At 45.9% G+C, this 17,955-nt stretch carries 11 protein-coding genes; 2 read left to right on the top strand and 9 right to left on the bottom strand.

The window, feature by feature from the left end; translation table 11 throughout:
• Nucleotides 1-102: 102 nt before the first annotated feature.
• A complete protein-coding gene (locus Bovatus_RS14195; RefSeq protein WP_044919250.1) occupies nt 103-1,953 on the top strand; it encodes a 2-oxoacid:acceptor oxidoreductase subunit alpha in 1,851 nt (616 codons plus the stop codon).
• Nucleotides 1,954-1,956: 3 nt separating this feature from the next.
• On the top strand, nt 1,957-2,967 hold the full coding sequence (locus Bovatus_RS14200; RefSeq protein WP_004296489.1) for a 2-oxoacid:ferredoxin oxidoreductase subunit beta: 1,011 nt from the start codon (nt 1,957-1,959) through the stop codon (nt 2,965-2,967).
• A gap of 274 nt (nt 2,968-3,241) precedes the next feature.
• Here Bovatus_RS14200 and Bovatus_RS14205 read toward each other — a convergent pair whose 3' ends face one another.
• The 9 genes from Bovatus_RS14205 to Bovatus_RS14245 are packed head-to-tail and all read right to left on the bottom strand — an operon-like array spanning nt 3,242 to nt 17,811.
• Nucleotides 3,242-4,432, bottom strand: coding sequence for an AGE family epimerase/isomerase (locus Bovatus_RS14205; protein ID WP_004296491.1), 1,191 nt, complete (start codon nt 4,430-4,432; stop codon nt 3,242-3,244).
• Nucleotides 4,433-4,444: 12 nt separating this feature from the next.
• Nucleotides 4,445-5,818 carry an MFS transporter gene (locus tag Bovatus_RS14210; RefSeq protein ID WP_004296492.1) on the bottom strand — a complete coding sequence of 458 codons (1,374 nt, stop codon included), beginning with the start codon at nt 5,816-5,818 and terminating at the stop codon, nt 4,445-4,447.
• A gap of 29 nt (nt 5,819-5,847) precedes the next feature.
• Nucleotides 5,848-7,020, bottom strand: a complete 1,173-nt coding sequence (locus Bovatus_RS14215) for a glycoside hydrolase family 130 protein (RefSeq protein WP_004323080.1) — start codon at nt 7,018-7,020, stop codon at nt 5,848-5,850.
• A gap of 41 nt (nt 7,021-7,061) precedes the next feature.
• On the bottom strand, nt 7,062-9,272 hold the full coding sequence (locus Bovatus_RS14220; RefSeq protein WP_004296494.1) for an alpha-galactosidase: 2,211 nt from the start codon (nt 9,270-9,272) through the stop codon (nt 7,062-7,064).
• 6 nt (nt 9,273-9,278) lie between these two features.
• Nucleotides 9,279-10,379, bottom strand: coding sequence for a glycoside hydrolase family 26 protein (locus Bovatus_RS14225; RefSeq protein WP_004296495.1), 1,101 nt, complete (start codon nt 10,377-10,379; stop codon nt 9,279-9,281).
• Between the two features lie 17 nt (nt 10,380-10,396).
• Nucleotides 10,397-11,479 carry a glycosyl hydrolase gene (locus Bovatus_RS14230; RefSeq protein ID WP_004296496.1) on the bottom strand — a complete coding sequence of 361 codons (1,083 nt, stop codon included), beginning with the start codon at nt 11,477-11,479 and terminating at the stop codon, nt 10,397-10,399.
• Nucleotides 11,480-11,498: 19 nt separating this feature from the next.
• Nucleotides 11,499-12,674 (bottom strand): glycan-binding surface protein, encoded by a 1,176-nt coding sequence (locus Bovatus_RS14235; RefSeq protein WP_004323073.1) that lies wholly within the window; start codon nt 12,672-12,674, stop codon nt 11,499-11,501.
• A gap of 50 nt (nt 12,675-12,724) precedes the next feature.
• Nucleotides 12,725-14,536: a RagB/SusD family nutrient uptake outer membrane protein gene (locus tag Bovatus_RS14240; RefSeq protein WP_004296498.1), complete on the bottom strand. Its 1,812-nt coding sequence runs from the start codon at nt 14,534-14,536 to the stop codon at nt 12,725-12,727.
• A 26-nt stretch (nt 14,537-14,562) separates the two neighbouring features.
• Entirely contained in the window at nt 14,563-17,811 is a 3,249-nt protein-coding gene (locus tag Bovatus_RS14245; RefSeq protein ID WP_004296499.1) for a SusC/RagA family TonB-linked outer membrane protein, read from the bottom strand.
• Nucleotides 17,812-17,955 lie beyond the last annotated feature (144 nt).

Consider the following 17,955-nt stretch of genomic DNA (forward strand, 5'->3'; position numbering starts at 1 on the left):
ATAAAGTAGGATTTATTTTGATAATTCGATTAACTTTCCGACCTTTGCGCTCACAAATTGAAAGTAAAATCAGTTTTTAAATTAAATATAGTAATTAAAGTTATGGCAGACGAAATGATGGTTAAAGAATTGGAGGAAGTAGTAGTACGTTTCTCCGGCGACTCCGGCGATGGTATGCAGCTGGCCGGCAACATCTTCTCGAACGTGTCGGCTACAGTGGGAAATGACATCTGTACATTCCCTGACTATCCGGCAGACATCCGCGCCCCGCAAGGTTCGCTAACCGGTGTTTCCGGTTTCCAGGTCCACATCGGCGCCGGACAAGTTTACACTCCCGGAGACCGTTGCCACGTATTGGTGGCTATGAACCCTTCCGCACTGAAAACACAAATCAAATTCTGTAAACCGCAAGGACTTATCATCACCGACTCCGACTCATTCGAAGCCAGAGATTTGGAAAAGGCACAATTTAAAACCAACAATCCCTTTGAAGAATTAGGAATAAAACAGGAAGTATTGGAAGTTCCTATCTCTTCCATGTGCAAAGAGAGCCTGAAAGACTCCGGATTGGATAACAAATCGATTCTCCGTTGCAAAAATATGTTTGCACTCGGATTGGTTTGCTGGTTGTTCAACCGTAACCTTGCTGCTGCTGAAAAAATGCTGCGCGAGAAATTCGCCAAGAAACCCGAAATAGCAGAAGCTAATATTAAGGTATTGAACGATGGCTTCAACTACGGAGCAAACACTCATGCTTCTGTCTCTACTTATAAGATTGAAAGCAAAGCTCCGAAATCAAAAGGACTTTATACAGATATCAACGGTAATAAAGCAACCGCTTACGGACTGATTGCCGCAGCTGAAAAAGCAGGTCTGGGGCTCTACCTGGGTTCTTATCCTATCACTCCGGCTACTGATATTCTGCACGAATTAGCTAAACATAAATCATTGGGAGTCAAAACCGTACAGTGCGAAGATGAAATAGCCGGTTGTGCTTCTGCAGTTGGTGCCGCTTTTGCCGGTGCTTTGGCAGTGACTACGACTTCCGGCCCCGGTGTTTGCCTGAAGAGTGAGGCGATGAACCTTGCTGTAATCGGTGAACTTCCATTGGTGATTGTCAATGTACAGCGTGGCGGTCCGTCTACCGGTCTTCCTACTAAATCAGAACAGACCGACTTATTACAAGCCCTTTACGGACGCAACGGCGAAAGCCCGATGCCTGTAATCGCTGCAACATCGCCGACCAACTGTTTCGACGCCGCTTATATGGCATGCAAGATTGCCTTGGAACACATGACTCCGGTTGTATTGCTGACTGATGCTTTCGTAGCTAACGGTTCTGCCGCATGGAAACTTCCTAACCTGGATGAATATCCTGCCATCAATCCTCCGTATGTGACCCCGGATATGGCCGGCAACTGGACTCCTTACCAACGTAATCCGGAAACAGGCGTACGCTACTGGGCTACTCCGGGAACTGAAGGATTCATGCACCGCATCGGTGGTCTTGAAAAGAGCAACGAAACAGGCGTTATCTCTACCGAACCGGAAAACCACAATAAGATGGTTCATCTGCGTCAGGCCAAAGTGGATAAGATTGCAGACTATATCCCCGAACTCGAAGTATTGGGTGACGAGGACGCAGACTTGCTGATTGTTGGCTGGGGCGGTACTTACGGACATCTCCGTCTGGCTATGGACTATATGCGCGAACATGGAAAGAAAGTGGCTTTCGCTCACTTCCAATACATCAATCCGCTGCCGAAGAACACTGCCGATGTGTTGCGTAAATATAAGAAAATCGTGGTAGCTGAACAGAATCTGGGACAATTTGCAGGTTACTTGCGCATGAAAGTGCCCGGATTGAACATCAGCCAGTTCAACCAGGTGAAAGGACAGCCTTTCGTCACGAGAGAATTGATAGATGCATTCACTAAATTATTGGAGGAATAAAAGATGAGCGATAAAGTATATACCGTACAAGATTATAAATCAGGTCAGCCACGCTGGTGTCCGGGATGCGGTGACCACGCTTTCCTGAATTCACTGCACAAAGCCATGGCCGAACTGGGAACAGCTCCGCACGATATTGCCGTAATTTCGGGTATCGGTTGTTCTTCCCGTCTGCCTTATTATGTAAATACCTATGGTTTCCACACCATCCACGGACGTGCAGCCGCTATTGCAACAGGAGCTAAAGTAGCCAATCCAAATTTGACTATCTGGCAGATTTCCGGCGACGGTGACGGTCTGGCAATCGGTGGTAACCACTTCATCCACGCTTTACGCCGTAATATCGACCTGAATATGATTCTGTTGAACAACCGTATCTATGGTCTGACAAAAGGACAATATTCACCGACTTCGGAACGCGGACTTGTAACCAAGTCTTCTCCTTACGGAACCGTGGAAGATCCTTTCCGTCCCGCTGAACTGGCATTCGGCGCCCGCGGACGCTTCTTCGCACGCTGTATTGCAGTAGATGGTGCCGCTTCGGTAGAAGTATTGAAAGCAGCAGCCAACCATAAAGGTGCTTCTGTTGTAGAAGTTCTGCAAAACTGCGTGATCTTCAACGACGGAACTCACGCCAGCGTTGCCACCAAAGAAGGACGTGCCAAGAATGCTATCTATCTGGAGCATGGCAAACCGATGTTGTTCGGCGAAAACAAGGAATTCGGATTGATGCAGGAAGGCTTCGGGCTGAAAGTAGTGAAACTGGGTGAGAACGGTATCACAGAAAAAGATATCCTTATCCACGACGCACACTGTCAGGACAATACACTGCAACTGAAACTGGCTTTGATGGAAGGTCCCGACTTCCCGATTGCGCTCGGTGTAATCCGTGATGTAGACGCTCCGACTTACAATGATGCTGTCGTTGAACAAATCGAAGAAATCAAAGGCAAGAAGAAATATCACAATTTCCAGGAGCTGTTGATGACTAATGAGACTTGGGAAGTGAAGTAATTCACTGCTCATCAATAATATAAAAGCTGGAGGAAAGATAAAACAATCCCTTTCTCCAGCTTTCATTATAAATACACCTCAAGTTTGCTTAAAGGTCATCTTCAGTCATCCCACAGCATACTGGGCGTCACCCCACAAGCCGTGATTTGTTTCATGCCATGAAACCATTTGTTTCTCACCGAGAAACGAAATGTTTCAAGCAGGGAAACAAAGTGTTTCACGCCGAGAAACAAACAGTTCCAAACAGGGTTGGAACTAAACGGTTGCAATGAAATCAAAAGCGCTCCATTATCTCCATACACATACGCCCGTTATGGTAAGGACATTTCCAAAATCCGGCTTTATCATCCTCACGGTTGACAGTCCCATCAGCCGAAAGGCTCCAGTACCATTCTCCATTTGCATAATCAATTAAATACTTTTTGATGAACTCCCAACACCGGACAGCACGTGACAAAGATAGCTTGTCACCGAAATGTTGATATAGATTCATGAATCCTACCACTGTTTCAGCTTGTACCCACCAATGCCGGTCGGCATCAATAGACGAACTGTCAGTCCGTAATTCGTAAATCATTCCTCCGTCGGAAAGAAAGCCCTCCGCAGCAGCTTCAGCCATCTCAACGATATACATTTCTATTTCGGTCAATAGTTGGCGGTCAGCAAGTACGAGTGCCGCCTCATGAATAAGCCACGACGCTTCAATATCATGACCGTAAGATATAATATGGTAATTGCTTCGCCAGTTGTCGTCAAAGAAAAGTTGCAGATGCCTTGTGTCCATATCCATAATCTCATCAATGAACAAACGGATAAGATTATGCAACCGGCTTTTCAGCATTTCATCCTTCCATATCCGGAAAAGATTGGTATAAGGCTCAAGAATATGCAAATGAGTATTCATCGTTTTGCGTTCATTAGCATCCTTGTCACTGAGACGCATATCTGCTATTTCTCCCCATTCTCTGGAAAACGCTTCATAATACCCATTTTTTCCTTTGTCAAAACAATGCAATTCGATGTCATGAAAAAGGCGGACAGCATATTCCAAAGCCTCGTCGTCCGCCGTTGCCCGATGATACTCACTCAGTCCATAAATAGCAAATCCGATAGCATAGACCTGCTTCTTTGTATCCAAAGGCTGCCCATGAGCATCTATGCTCCAATAAACTCCTCCAAATTGTGTATCATAAAAGCGGTCGATTATTTCACGTTTGGCGCGAGTGGCAATTTCCAGATATTCGGTCTTATGCAACAGGCGGTAAGCAGCAGAGAACGTCCACAGGATGCGTGCATTCATGACAGCTCCCTTCTCCGCTTCAGCAACCAAACATTCCTGCCCTGTGATGCGACCGTAAAATCCTCCATTCCCTCTATCCTGCATTTTTTCTATCCAGTAAGGGAGAATATTAGTGGTAAGCACTTGTTGCACCTCCTCTTTCAGGCGTTCAATAGTAGTTTCCATAATCCTAAATGTTTAATGTTGGTTTCTCTTCTGTTCCAGTTCCCCGATGATTTCTTTCATTCTTCTTTCGGATAGCGGATACATGCTGATAAATAAAATACTCAATAAGGTACCTATGGCAGGCAAAAAGCTGAGAAACATCCTGATACCATTAATAGCCTGGTCATTTTGCACCACATTCGCCTGGAAACCGAAGTACCCCAACAACCAGCCAGTGACAGCGCTGCCGATTGCCCACCCGAACTTCTGGCTCATGGATGAAGAAGAAAATATCAGTCCGGTAGCCCTGTTACCCGTTTTAAGTTCGGAATAGTCTACACAATCGGCATACATGCTCCATAAAAGAGGAAAAATACTGCCGGCACAAATACTGATAAGTATCTGGAAAATAAAAATGAGTACGAGATTCTCTTTATCGAACCAGTAGAAAACGATACTGAGCACCGTTGCAACTACCATAGCCCACATATAAGTTCTTTTCTTCCCGATACGGTTACTGACCGGAGCGGCCAAAACCACTCCGATAATATTAGCCGCCTGTCCAATAGCCAGGTACAGTCCGCTTAATACAAATGGGATACCTAGAAAAGTAACCGGCTCATTACTGTTTTCTACAATAAAGTACTTGAAATAATACACAGTGGCACCGTCACGAATGGAATTGAAAATCAAGGCAGCAATACCCGCTCCCAACAAAATCCACCAGGGACGGTTGTGCAACAAATCTTTCAAATCATCTTTCAGCGGGGCTTGCTTCTCCCTTATAGGTTTCACACGCTCACGGGTCAAAGCAAAACAACCGATAAAAAAGACAGTACACATGACAGCAATCACAGTTACAGCCATTTCCCAACCATATTGCTCACCATGTCCCTCGCTAAAAGCATTCACCATAGGCATGAACAGCAGCAATGCGATGAAACTGCCCAAATAGGCAAATACCATGCGGTAGACAGACAGTACATTGCGATCGTGCGGTTCGGCACTCATTACACCTAACAGAGAAGCATAAGGCACATTGATAGCAGAATAAACCATCATCATCAGTGAGTAAGTAATATAAGCATATACAATCTTCGCCGTCATGCTCCATTCGGGAGTAGTAAAAGTAAGGATTCCGATGAAGGCAAACGGAAAAGCAAGAAATAGCAGATAAGGGCGGAACTTCCCCCACCGTGAATGAGTGCGGTCGGCAATGATTCCGACAATAGGATCGAATGCCGAATCCCATACACGAGTGACGAGGAACATAGTCCCCACAACGGCTGCAGACATCCCGAATACATCCGTATAGAATATCATAAGATAAGAGCCGAACAACTTCCAGAACATAGAGGAAGCCATGTCTCCCAAACCGTAGCCAATCTTTTCTTTTAGTTTTATCATGGTAGACCGTTATTTAAGGATGCTGTGCATCAACTCATCAATTTCAGGTTTTTCGCAATCTGGCGTTTCAGTATTTCCACAGAAGCAGATGAAGAATAACCGTCTTGCGGAGTATTCAGACAATAATCCACCAATCGGTCTATGGTAGAAGTTGCCACATGCATACGTGTATCACTCGAAGCGTAATAAATGAATACTTTTCCGTCTTCATCTGCAATCCAGCCATTGGAAAACAGTACATTCGAAACATCTCCCACACGCTCCCCGCCTTCGGGAACCATGATTGCCCCGGCAGGAGAAGCTATCACACGCGTCGGGTCTTCAAGAGAAGTCATATACATATAAAGAACATACCTTAACCCGGCGGCACATCCGCGAACCCCATGTGCCAGATGCAGCCACCCTTTAGGAGTCTTGATAGGATGCGGTCCTTCTCCGTTCTTCACCTCTTTGATGGTATGATAATAGCGCCGGTCAATAATCGTTTCCTCTCTTACCTCCGCATGAGTCATATCGTCCACCAATGCCCAGCCGATTCCCCCTCCGCTTCCGGCATCGATGAATCCGTCCTGCGGACGGGTGTAAAGTGCATATTTCCCATTGACGAATTCGGGATGAAGCACGACATTGCGTTGCTGGCTTCCGGTCTTCAAATCAGGCAGCCGCTCCCAGTTCACAAAATCTTTGGTACGAGCTATGGCAGCAGTGGCAGTTGCCGACGACAAGTCGCCCGCCGGCGCTGCCGGGTCATGTCTTTCCGCGCAGAAAATGCCGTACACCCAGCCGTCTTCATGCGCCGTAAGGCGCATATCATAAATATTGGTAGCCGGAATCACATCTTCGGGCATCGTAATAGGATAATCCCAAAAACGGAAATTGTCAATGCCATTAGGACTCTCGGCCACCGCAAAAAACGATTTACGGTCGGCACCTTCCACACGTACTACCAACAGGTACTTGCCGTTCCATTTAATAGCGCCGGAATTCAATGTAGCGTTCATGCCGATACGCTCCATCAGATAAGGGTTGGATTCAGAATCCAAATCATAACGCCAGAAGACAGGAGTATGGGCAGCCGTCAGTATCGGATACTTATAACGGGTGAGAATACCGTTACCGTCTTCCAAAGGCACATTCTTGCTGGTAATCAGTTTATTGTAATCATCAAACAGAGTATTCAACTTCTCTTTAAATGTAATCATATCAATCGTCAAATTAAATGTCGTTATTCTCTTATATATATTCACTTAACCTCTTCCAGATAAAGTACCCGACTGGAATAATCACTCAACTTATGGTAATCCACTTTGTGATTATAAGGCATTTCCAGCCCGTTCGCCATCAGATACGCGCCGCTGAAAGCTTTTCCTTCGTAATCCAGAGGCTGGTTGTCTATCCTGTTCAGCTCGGTCACCTTATAAATCTTATCCGGATGAAGCCCCGCCATCCTGGTACGCGGCAAATGCTGATTGCAAAAATGCTCGGTCTTCCACCAATAGAACACAGCCTTCTCTTTTTCCGGTGCAACATACATCAGCGAAGCTGCCCCCAGCCTGTCATACGGAGAAAGCAACCGGTAAATATCTCCCAACTGTACCACAGGACGAATCATTTTATAATCAGCAATAGCTTTACGGCATAGCTCTTTCTCTTCGCCTGTCATATTCTTGGGCTGTATTTCCATTCCCAAACGACCGCTCATAGCCACATCGATACGGTATTTCAAAGGAATGGTGCGGAAAGTCTGATGATTGGGCGCAGCACTGATATGTGAAGCCATAGCTATAGCCGGAAAGAAATAAGAGGCTCCCCATTGCATATAAATTCGTTGCAACGCATCCGTATTGTCACTCACCCAAAACTCATCAAAGTAAGGAAGCACTCCATAATTGGCACGCCCGCCTCCACTGGCACACGCCTGTATGGTGAGTTCCGGATATTTGGCACGTATCCGGCGGCAAACATTCTCAAATCCCCGATGATAGGCAATATACAGATGACTTTGTTCATCCTTCGGCAGATAGTCCGACCCATGATTCATAATAGCCATGTTCGCATCCCATTTGATGTAATCTATTTCCGGATAATTGGTCATCAAAGTGTCTACAAGATTGAATATGAAATCCTGCACCTGCGGATTACCCAAGTCAAGCACCACCTGCGTCCCTCCACGCCCCAATACCGGTTCGCGCAAGGGAGCTTTCAATATCCATTCCGGATGTTTTTCGTAAAGTTCACTAGTGGTATTGGCCATTTCCGGTTCAATCCATATACCGAACTTCACCTTATATTGGCGGGCATCGTCCACCAATTTACGGATACCACCGGGCAGCTTCCCGGTATCCACCTTCCAGTCGCCCAATGAAGAATTGTCAGAGTTACGTTTGTATTTATCGCCAAACCACCCGTCATCCATCACAAACAGTTCACCGCCCATAGATGCGATATCTCCCATCATCTGGTTCATACCGTTCTCGTTGATATCAAAATACACTCCTTCCCAACTGTTCAGCAATATTTTACGGAGAGAATTTCCATGCGCCAGTTTGTATTTGCGCGCCCAACGATGAAAGTTACGGCTGCATCCGCTCAACCCTTCAGCACTGTAAGTCAATGCTAAAGCCGGAGTTATGAAAAGTTCTCCTTTCTTCAAGTTATAAACTGAATTTTCTTCATTTATGCCGGCATAAAACTGGTGATATTCACTATCGTCCGTATCAATGCGCAGTTTGTAGTTTCCGCCATAACAAAGAGCTGCACCAATGACATTGCCATAGTTCTCCTGAGGTTTCCCGTCAAGCGAGAACATCACCTCGGCATGTGCCGTATGTGAATTTCTCACACCGTCCCGGTTCTTTATCACTTTCATGCCCGGTTCAAGAGGTTCCTGCACAAGCCTTCCCTCGTTGGCCCATGAGCCATACAGACTTGATAACCATACATCTCCCCTTCTCACAGGCAGAAAAGCCGAATCAAACTTACGTAACATAACGTTCTTTTTCTCCGCATGGGCTATCTCCGTCCAAGTCTCTATGATATCGACATCGGAGTAGGCCTTGTAGCACACATTCACAGAAAACGGATAGACCTTGTCTTTCAGTTTAATGACAGCAGTAACTGCTCCGTCAGTGTTCTTTATTTCCGTACCAGCCACTTCCATTTGCAAAGTCATATTTCCGTCGGCATGAGTCACTGCCAGCGCCGACTCACCCGGGCAGTTCATACCATATACCGGATAAGCCCCATGTTGCATGGTAGGTGCATTATAAACTTCGCGACAGTCATTTTCAGTAAGCTTACTGCCATAATATACATACTTCAACTCTCCTCCCGCCGGAGCCGAGAGCACCAGTGAGGTACGAGGGGTTGACAAATGTATATTTTGGGCAGCCAGGTCTCCTGTTACAAACAAAAGCATAGTAAACAGGCAGATTCTAATCAGGTTCTTCATCATGTTTCCTTATTTATAGAGTTCAAAATTGTCTCCGACAAACAATATTTTCGGAGACCGACTGAATTTCACAAAATCATCGGCAGATACTTGTCCGGGATAGGGAGCATAATAATGAGTGGACTTTTCACGCGCATTACGCCAAACCAGTACATAACTGAGGGGATATTTCTCAATGACAGGCAACAGAGTCCCTGTCCACCATAAAGAATCGGGAATGCCTTCCAATCCTGTTTCGGTCAGGGCAATAGGCTTATCGTGCTTCTTGCCCGCCTCGGTCAGAATCGTCAGCATCTTGTTCAATTGCTTGATATACTGGGAACGTTCAAACTGATATACATCCGTACCGAGAACATCTATAATATCATCCCCCGGATAGCGTTCAAGATATTCCTCAACCGTATCAGATTCCATTCCCGGAGAGTAAGCTAACAGCACATTATTCACTCCCTTCAGACGCAAACGGTCATTAGTCATCCGCCAAAGGGTCTTGTACTGTTCCGAAGAGCACAAATCCTTTCCCCACCAAAACCAGCTTCCGGTATGTTCATGCCAAGGGCGGAACACCACAGGAATGAGTACACCCTCCTTTGTCTTCAGCGAAAGCAGGAAATCGGCCACACGGTCTATCCATTCGAGCATTTTCACATGGTTCTCTCCCCCTTGCATGACAGAAGCCACTACGGTGCTATCGGTCACATCCCATGAGTCACCGCCCGTTTTCGGATTACGTACATGCCAACTGAGCGAAATCATGCCGCCACGGGCATACTGCTCGATAATATATTCACGAAGATGCGCAAAGGATACTTTGTCAAGATTATGTGTTCCTCCGAGTTCAATCTCGCCCAAATCGAAAGACATCACCCCCGGATAGGCACCGCAGACACTTTTAACATCGCTACGACCCTTATCTCCTTCCCAACCTATTCCGTAAGCAGTATCATCATGATGACCGAAAAGGATGCCTTTCCGTTCCGCCTGTTTCAAGTTTTGCAACAAGGCAACTGTTTCCGGAGTTTTTTCACCGGTTTCTCCACTTCCGCTACATGCAGTCGGCAAGAGGAGGCAAAATATCGCATTAATAGTCAGAATAATATATTTCATCATAAAAGTTGAATAGTCTGTTATTTAAACGAAGGCAAATCACTACGGCAAATCACACCAGGCTGGCCGAAAGCGTTGTTCCACCAAGCCTTGTCGGCATGTTCGTGCTGTCCGGAATTAAAAACAGGCGCAGTAGTGTCCTTTGTCACTTCATAATCATACCAAGTCATGAACCATGCCCATTGGGCTCCGGCTGCCAGTTGCTTGTCTATGGTTGCCACATCACCACATTCGCTAAGTGCAATCAGCTTGTCCGGGAAAGCTTTTTTTAGTGCATCAAAATCCGTTGCCAGTCCGGCAGCGCTGGTCTTGTGGTACACGTCCCGTCCGATAATATCCACGTATGCATCACCAGGATACCAGTCCCTGTCGTTCGTTTCACTAGTCCATACCCAGATAAGATTGTTCAGCCCTTTCTGCTTGAAAGTCTCATATACGAGTTTCCAGAGCCGTTTGTATGAAGCTGCATCTTTCCCCCACCAGAACCATTTGCCTGCAGCTTCGTGCAACGGTCTCCAAATTACAGGAATATTCTTCTGCTTCAAAAGCAGTAAGTAACCCGCCAATTCTTCCAAATCGGCTTTAATGATTTCATTTTCCCGGGTTCCCTCCTGCAATGCCTTGGTGATGTCAAAATCCGTTTCACTAATCATACATTTATACTCACTGCTATTTTCCGTGACCGGCACATTCCAATGCCAGCAAGCAGCAACCAATCCTCCGGCATTCCACCAGTCTTCAACAACCGATATCTTATTATAATCAATCCAGTCGGCCGGTGAAGCGGGAAGGTTCATGTAATCAAAGCAGGCAATGGCAGGATACTTCCCGGTCTGACGGTTTACCCATATTGCTTCATTGACGTTCCATGTCACGTTCGCCATTGTACTGCTCAAAGTTTTTCTCCCCCAGCAGTTTCTCAGATATGTATACACTTTCTTAGCCTCAACGGATGCACCTTCGGTGCAAAGTTCTTTCTTTATCAATGAATTGTCCACCGGTTCCGACTCCGGAGCCGGAAAGTCTTCCCCGGACGAGGAAGAGCATCCTGCTCCTATGCCGCAAAAGATGAAATAAATCAAAAAGTTATATATATTCTTCATACCTATTTTCTATAATCATTTACCGGATTTTCTTCTCAATACGGATATTGGCGAAACTGTGGTCTACGTTCCAATCCGAATTAGGTTGGAGAATGAATGACAACCCTGTCCATCCTTCCGAGAAAGCATTACCCGACACGGTCTGCAAATCAATCGAAACAGTACACCACTTCCCGTAAGTATTGAAACTGCCATTCGCAGAAGGATTCCACGGATAATTGCCATTATTAAGCTGAATCAGATAGCCATATCCAGCCGAATCGTAGAACGGATGTCCCGTAGGAGAGTAAACCTCAAACTTAAAATTGTAATCGGCAGGAGCTGCCGCCACATCAGCCGGACAGTTGAATCCTCCGCAAACAAGATTCGTCCAATTCCAGGCACCATAACTGCCGGTTACCCTAAAATAAGGTCCATAGAGAATTTCGGGCTCATTGTCGCCTGCTTCATTGATGATAAGTTCTTTGCCTGCCCAGAGTCCGTAATCATCAGGATGAGAAAGGTTCCAGATAATCGCATCCGTCATACGATAAGGGATTTTTTCGGTATGTGCAACAGAACCCGCTCCCATATAACTCACTTCGATGACAGAGTTATCCTGAGCATCTTCAGGAATGACAACTGACATATATTTGTCCGAGATGGAATCTACCTCAAGCTCGACACCATTCATTTTGACAGTAGAAGTGGAATTCGCGCCTCCGAACCCATAGAGGTCGAAGTATTTACCTTTCAGCTGTACAGATGTGCCGGGAAGAGCAAACTCATTATATAGACCGTCCACCTGAACCAAGGGTACAGACACCGTGAAATCATAAGTGGTACTTCCCAACTCCGTTTCATAATAGAGCTTATTATTCACTTCCAACGGAATCTGACGGGGAATGGGAAGATAGGCACTGCTGGCAGTCGCATATACCTCACCGACAGGAAGTTCAACATCATTGAACATCACTTTCCTCACACGGCTTAAATTGGAACCGTCGAGTACAATCATCTGCTCCAGATTTCCGTCAGTGATTGGCAACAATTTATCCCTGTCTTTGGAGTCATACACAGCGTCAATAACGGGGGCACCGCTTGACGCCATTTCGTCATCATAATTATCATTATAGGTCACTATGTCCTGACAAGCACCAAAGCTCAACGCCATACAGCACATAAGAGTTATGGATTTGAAAGATAATCTTTTCATGAAATATTGATTTTAAATTTCTGACTTTATTCTAGAATAGGGAAGGCACTTTAACTCCAACCCGGATTATTGCTGTCAATCGCTTCATTAGTAGAAACCTCATCAGAAGGCAATGGAAAGAGCAAATGACGCTGTTCACGATGTTTGTTCACACCGGCTTCATCGTAGTGGGTTTGAGAACCGTCCTTGTTGATTCCGCCGATAGAGTTCATCACTTCCACATAGATTCCCCAACGAATCAAATCCCATCGCCTGTCTCCTTCCAGCGCAAGTTCTTTGGCACGTTCTTCAAAAATGGCGGAACGCAGGGCTTGTTTGGAAGCAATGGCTCCATCACCGGAACTTGATGCAAGAGTGGCATTCGAACGGATACGTACCCTATTCAATGCACTGATAGCCTCCGAAGATACTCCATTATCCAATTCACATTTCGCTTCTGCGTAAATCAGCACGATGTCAGCCAGACGAAGGAAAGGCCAGTAGGCATCCGATTTTTTCTGTGTGGCGTCTGTAACGTCTGCATATTTGTTGGTGAATGCCAGACACTCGTTCGATACGTTAAAGTAATAGTTACGTCCGTCGTTGTAGGGAGCTTCCGGTTCTGCCACATAATTTCCGTTAGCATCATAGCCTGTGGCCTTCAGCACGTACTCCGGCGTATTCGGATAGAAAAAGCCGCTCTTCGGTTTTCCCTCTTCGTCCTGATAGCTTACTATAAAACGATGTTTCACTCCTTGTGTGACACGGTAATCCTGAGAGGTGAACAGAGTATACCAGTGATAACGGTTGCCGATATACAGACCGCTGGCCACTACACCGCGTCCATTGTCAATCCCATTGTACCATTCAAAGATACTGTTTCCATAAAGTTCATCACCGTTGGCACCTTGCAAGGCAAACAGATGTTCGGTACTTTGCCCCAGTCCGGAACGCTTCCACAGTTGGTCATAAGGAAGCAGGTCATGGCTGCCGTAGTTGTTGTCCGGAGTAGGATAGAGCAGATATCCCGCCCATTTGGCAGCTTTTTCATAGCAATCCCTCCAATCGAAACTCTCGTAACCTTTCACCTGAGTCTTTACAAACTCCCGCCTTACAGGCATATCCAAGACTTTATCGTCACCATTGTATGAATAAGACGAACCGGTCATCACTGTCATTTTCTCACCTGCAGGAAGTGCACCGGAAGCCATGGTTGCATATACTTTAGCGAGCAGTCCGACAGCTGTTCCTGCACATACATGTCCTGTCTGATACTCCGCATCCGTATTCTTATAAAGACGGGGAATGGCTTCCTCTTCCAAAAGACGAACTATTTCAGCATAGACATCGGCTATCGGACGGCGAGGATTGTTGTATCCCGTCCCGTCCGTGACAGCCCTGTCAAACAACGGGATCTCACCATACGCCTTTACCAGCATAAAATAGGCAAAAGCCTTTTGGAAATACACCTCACCCAGACCGTTCGTCTTTACCCGTTCATCGGCACCCGTGATTGCATTGATATATTTAATAGCCACATTAGCGCGATTAATCAAGTTATAGCAACCCTTCCAAATGGTATTGGTCACATCATCTCCCTGATAATTGCCGGCACCTGCATTGCTGAATGCCCAGTCAGGGCCGGAAGCATAGTCACAGTCCATATCAAGCACGCGGGGGAAATTCCCCCAACGGAACATATCGTCCGCCCATTTACTGTACACGCCGGTCACCCATTGGCTGACTGCAGCATCATCGTTGCCCACCTCTTCCGGGCCCACAAAAGAATATGGCTTTTCGCTCAAGAAATCCTGGCAAGCGGAGAAAGTTGTCATGCCTGCTAAAGAAAGAGATAACAGGATATATATTTTTTTCAGTTTCATGGAGTTACATTTAATTGTTTATCATCTTAAAAATCTACTTTTATGCCCAATGAGAATGTGCGGCTGCTGGGATAGGAATACACATCAACACCACGCCGGGAGGCATCCGAACCGAAAGCATTCACTTCGGGGTCGAACCAGCTATAGCCGGTAATGGTGAAGAGATTGGTTGCGCTGGCATACACATTGACATTGCTGATACCTTTGAAATTAGGTTTCCAGACATACCCGATATTCAAGCTTTTCAGCTTCAAGTAAGAGCCGTCTTCTACATAACGGTTAGAGATAAGCATATTACGTTCGTAGCCCGAAACGGCTTTCGGCCACTTTGCCTGGGCGGCATTGGCTTCTGTCCAGCGGGTATTATAGGCTTCATGGGTGATATTACCCACATTCCCCATCTTCATATCCATCAGGTTGCCATTGAAAATGTCGTTTCCCTGACTTCCTTGCAGGAAAAAGCTCAATGTAACGCCCTTCCACTCGAAGTTGCTGGTAAGTCCATAAACAAAATCAGGATTCGTATCTCCGATAATCACCCGGTCGGCCGAAGTAATATCGGGATTATCATCAAAGTTCCTGTATTTTATTTCACCAATCATACCGGCGCCTTTTGCGCGGATATCTGCACTGGGCGAAGCCATCACCTCTGCCAGATTATCATAGAATCCATCTTCTACATAACCATATATAGCCCCGATAGGACAACCGTTGCGCTGTATGAACACCTCATCAGCCGAACTCCATAATTTCTGCGCAAACTGGTCTGCTTTCAGTCCGCCAATCCTGTTGCGGTTGAACGAGATATTCGCATCGATATTCCATTTCAGCGGTGTATTCTGCAACACATAGAACTTACCGGTCAGTTCAAGCCCTTCATTAGTGATGTGTCCGCTATTGACCATCATGCTACCGAAGCCGGTACTTGAAGGGATTTTCACATCCTGAAGCAAATCGCGTGTTTTCTTATGATAATAATCCACCGTCAGGTTAATACGGTTATTCAAGAATCCCATATCAATTCCCACATTATATTGGGCAGTCGTCTCCCAGCGCAAGTCATCGGAAACCGGGCCTCTCCAGTCCACTTCGGCAAAGCCGCTGTTGATAGCCCCGCCAAAAGGATAGTTTGCCATATTAAGCATTGGCAGCGTACGATAACTTCCGATACCTTGGTTACCCGTTTCACCATAACTCAGGCGCAACTTCAAGTTACTGAATATCCCCAAATCTTTGATAAACTTCTCTTCCGACATACGCCATGCAACAGCTCCAGAAAGGAAACTAGCCCACTTGTTCTTATCGGTAAACTTACTCGAACCGTCAGCACGACAGGATGCAGTAAGGATATATTTATCCATGAGAGTGTAATTGACACGTGCCAGGAATGAAGCTAAAGCTGCATCTCCCCTGTCAGACCTCAATTTGCCCGGATTAGCTCCCAAACTCATATCGAAATCCTGAGTGATGTCGTTGGGAAATCCCGTGGCCGACATTGCTTTGCTTCCCCAACTGGATTTCTCTGCCGTAAAACCTGCCACCGCATTAACGCTATGGATACCGAACGTCTTATCGAACGTCAGCAGTGATTCGGCGGTGATTCCCAACCACCAGTTGCTTGACTGTTCGGCCTTGCCATTGATATTAGTAGTGGACGAACCTTCCTGCGTTTCGCGGCCATAGTACATGCCACGGTCATTGTTAGTATAACTGATACCCAAATTCTGTCTGAACTTCAGAAAAGACAAAAGTTTAACCTCCATATAGCTTGAATTGAACACATTTATGCTGCGCAAATTATCTTTTGTGTTGGTTATATAAGCCAACGGATTAGATGCAAGCCAGCTCAATTCACCAGTTTCCGCCTTATTCTTCTGCGGATCATACGTCGAGGGAAACACCAATGCAGAACGGATAACACCACAATCAGAAGAGTTGGTCTTCGAGAAATCCGTATCAGTATGTGTGAAACTGGTATTCATGCCCATTTCCAACCATTTGGTTATATACCTGCCTATATTGGAACGTAATGAATAACGGGTAAAACCGGAATTCTTGATGATACCGTCCTGTTTGAGGAAATTACCGGAGAATGAGTGCCAACCCTTGTCCGAACCGCCCGATACACTGATATTATATTCCTGCGAAAAGCCGTTCTGATAAATCAAATCCTGCCAGTCGGCCACCCCCACATAGGAAATGTTACCATATTCATCTACATAATCACCCGGTCGGAGGAAGTCTTCCGGTGCCGGCAGGTATTTGCCAGCAGAAGTATCGTTTCCGCCACCCGGCAAGGCCGGATATTCCCAAGCCCCGGGATACGGCAGCTTGCCATAAGGTTTATTACTATATTTATAATCATTAAGCACTTGTTCGTTTTGATAATTGGCATAAGTGAATGCGTCGAGCACATCCATACGTTTCGCTATCTTCGAGAATGTAAAGTTGGCACTGAATTCCACCTTTTCATTTCCCTTCTCACCTCGTTTGGTGGTTATGATAACAACCCCGTTCGCCCCACGGGAACCATATATGGCAGTCGCGGAAGCATCTTTCAAGACATCAATACTCTGAATGTCGTGCGGATTGATAAATGCCAATGGGTTTGATTTATTCTGACTGTTATTTGTGTCACTGGCTGGGGTATCTCCCGTATCAAACGGCACGCCGTCTACAATATAAAGAGGTTGTGAGTTGGTAGAGAAAGAGTTCGTACCGCGAATCTGAATACTGATGCCGCCCCCCGGAGCGCCGTCACTCTGATTCACCTGCACACCGGCAATCTTGCCCGCCAACCCCTTACTCAAATCAGTAGGATTGCCTTTCATCAGGTCGTCACTTTTTATCTGCGAAACGGCACCGCTCAAATCACGTTTCTTCATTGTACCATAACCCACTACGACAACCTCGTCCAGCAGTTCCGCATCATCCTTAAGAACAACAGTCACCTGGGCCTGTCCGTTCTTTAAGGATACTTCCTGCTGCTTATAGCCAATAAAGCTGACCTGTAAAACCGCCCCTTGCGAAACGGTTAATGTAAAATCACCGTTCAAATCAGTGATAGTTCCGTTTGTCGTACCTTTCTGTACTACATTTGCACCAATCACCGGTTCTCCCGAAGCATCCGTCACCCGTCCTTTTATTTTAACGGATTGCTGTTGTATCATTGCTGTCGTGTCGGCAGACGCATTAGCGGGAAGAGGAACACCACTAACCAGAGATGCCAAGCAGAGCCCTGTGATAAATACTGTTTTTCTGGATTTTAGATTCATAATATAAATATTTGATAGGTTTTTATTCTGTCGATTTAAGGACTTCCTTTTGACTGTGGCAAATGTACGAATAAAAAAGTACCGCCTATTTCTCATTTGATTTTCAAACTATCCGAATTGTATCCCGACCGGAGAATAATCGAT

Origin of the sequence: Bacteroides ovatus, assembly GCF_001314995.1 — a bacterium.
Classification (GTDB): Bacteria; Bacteroidota; Bacteroidia; order Bacteroidales; family Bacteroidaceae; genus Bacteroides; species Bacteroides ovatus.

Excerpts from the sequence above, each read along its gene's own strand:
- Bovatus_RS14195 (WP_044919250.1), top strand. The coding sequence starts at position 103 with ATGGCAGACGAAATGATGGTTAAAGAATTGGAGGAAGTAGTAGTACGT.
- Bovatus_RS14200 (WP_004296489.1), top strand. The coding sequence starts at position 1,957 with ATGAGCGATAAAGTATATACCGTACAAGATTATAAATCAGGTCAGCCA.
- Bovatus_RS14205 (WP_004296491.1), bottom strand. The coding sequence starts at position 4,432 with ATGGAAACTACTATTGAACGCCTGAAAGAGGAGGTGCAACAAGTGCTT.
- Bovatus_RS14210 (WP_004296492.1), bottom strand. The coding sequence starts at position 5,818 with ATGATAAAACTAAAAGAAAAGATTGGCTACGGTTTGGGAGACATGGCT.
- Bovatus_RS14215 (WP_004323080.1), bottom strand. The coding sequence starts at position 7,020 with ATGATTACATTTAAAGAGAAGTTGAATACTCTGTTTGATGATTACAAT.
- Bovatus_RS14220 (WP_004296494.1), bottom strand. The coding sequence starts at position 9,272 with ATGATGAAGAACCTGATTAGAATCTGCCTGTTTACTATGCTTTTGTTT.
- Bovatus_RS14225 (WP_004296495.1), bottom strand. The coding sequence starts at position 10,379 with ATGATGAAATATATTATTCTGACTATTAATGCGATATTTTGCCTCCTC.
- Bovatus_RS14230 (WP_004296496.1), bottom strand. The coding sequence starts at position 11,479 with ATGAAGAATATATATAACTTTTTGATTTATTTCATCTTTTGCGGCATA.
- Bovatus_RS14235 (WP_004323073.1), bottom strand. The coding sequence starts at position 12,674 with ATGAAAAGATTATCTTTCAAATCCATAACTCTTATGTGCTGTATGGCG.
- Bovatus_RS14240 (WP_004296498.1), bottom strand. The coding sequence starts at position 14,536 with ATGAAACTGAAAAAAATATATATCCTGTTATCTCTTTCTTTAGCAGGC.
- Bovatus_RS14245 (WP_004296499.1), bottom strand. The coding sequence starts at position 17,811 with ATGAATCTAAAATCCAGAAAAACAGTATTTATCACAGGGCTCTGCTTG.